Here is a 1,444-nt window from a genome sequence, read left to right on the forward strand (position 1 = left end):
TGAACTGCCCCCAAAAAGTTAGACACTATTTGGGGGCATTTTTATGGAAAGAAAAGTTAAATACAATTACGAATTTAAACTTCAATGTATAAAAGAAGTTTTTAAATTTCATCGTTCTGTCAATTCAGTCTGCGTTGAAAAAGGCATCGACAATAAATCACTTGATTTATGGATTCAAGTTTATGCCAAATATGGAAATGAAGGTCTTTTGCCGCGAGAGAGAAATCAAAAATACAGTGTGGCCTTTAAGCTTAAAGTCCTTAATACAATTCAAAAGAAGTCATTATCTTTGATGGAAGCGTGCCTGATGTTTAATATTCCAACAAAGTCAACTATAATAGTCTGGCAGAAGAAATATAGAGCAGCTTCAGCAGCAGGCTTGGAACTTAAACCCAGAGGCAGACCGACATCTATGAATTTTAAAAGAAAACAACGCAAAACAGACAAGCCTTTAACACGAGAAGAAGAGCTTTTAAAGGAAATAGAGTATTTACGAGCTGAGAACGAAATCTTAAAAAAGTTCAATGCCTTAGTTCAAACAGAACAAGCCAATCAAAACAAAAGGCAAAAACCATAATGGAATTAAGGCATAAATATGATCTGGCACTGCTGCTGGATTGTATGAAAATGGTCAGAAGCAGTTACTATTACTATGAAAAAAGAAGCCGGTTAGCAGATAAGTACAAGGATATTAAAGATCTGATAAGGCAGATTTATAATCATCATAAAGGCAGATTGGGTTATCGCCGTATTACCCTTATAATCAAGCAAAAAGGAATTGTAATTAATCATAAGACCGTTTTACGGCTGATGAAAGAATTAGGATTAAAAAGTATCATACGTATTAGGAAATATAAATCGTATAAAGGCGAACAGGGGAAAATAGCGCCGAATATTTTACAGCGTAATTTTAAAGCTGGATGTCCGAATCAAAAATGGGCTACTGATGTTACTGAATTTAAAGTCTCAGGAAGAAAATTATATTTATCGCCGATCATTGATTTATTTAATGGAGAAATAATAAGCTATCAGTTATCCAGCAGTCCAAATTTTAAGCAGATAGCCAGCATGGTTAAAAAGGCATTTAGAAAAATACCTGATAGCACAAATCTCATATTGCACTCCGATCAGGGATGGCAGTATCAAATGAAGCAATATCAGCTGCTCTTGAAGAAGAAAGGACTCATACAAAGCATGTCACGAAAAGGAAATTGCCTGGACAATGCTGTTATTGAAAACTTCTTCGGGATATTGAAATCGGAACTCTTTTATCTTAAGAAATACACTTGCATAAACCAGCTGAAAAAAGAAATAATCGAGTATATAGATTATTATAATAATGAAAGGATAAAACTAAATTTAAAAGGAATGAGCCCGATACAATATCGAGCTCATTATTATAAAAATTAATTATAAATTTGTCTAAACTTTTGGGTGCAGTCTA

The 1,444-nt window shown here is 33.6% G+C and carries 1 protein-coding gene and 1 pseudogene; both read left to right on the forward strand.

Annotated features, from left to right (window positions below; translation table 11 throughout):
- Window positions 1–43: 43 nt before the first annotated feature.
- Entirely contained in the window at window positions 44–577 is a 534-nt protein-coding gene (locus EG814_RS20840) for a helix-turn-helix domain-containing protein (protein ID WP_164515354.1), read from the forward strand.
- A pseudogene (locus EG814_RS20845) lies at window positions 571–1,410 on the forward strand (IS3 family transposase); the annotation flags it as partial. The gene EG814_RS20840 and the pseudogene EG814_RS20845, both read left to right, overlap by 7 nt.
- Window positions 1,411–1,444 lie beyond the last annotated feature (34 nt).

The organism is Flavobacterium ustbae (assembly GCF_003946915.1).
Classification (GTDB): domain Bacteria; phylum Bacteroidota; class Bacteroidia; order Flavobacteriales; family Flavobacteriaceae; genus Flavobacterium; species Flavobacterium ustbae.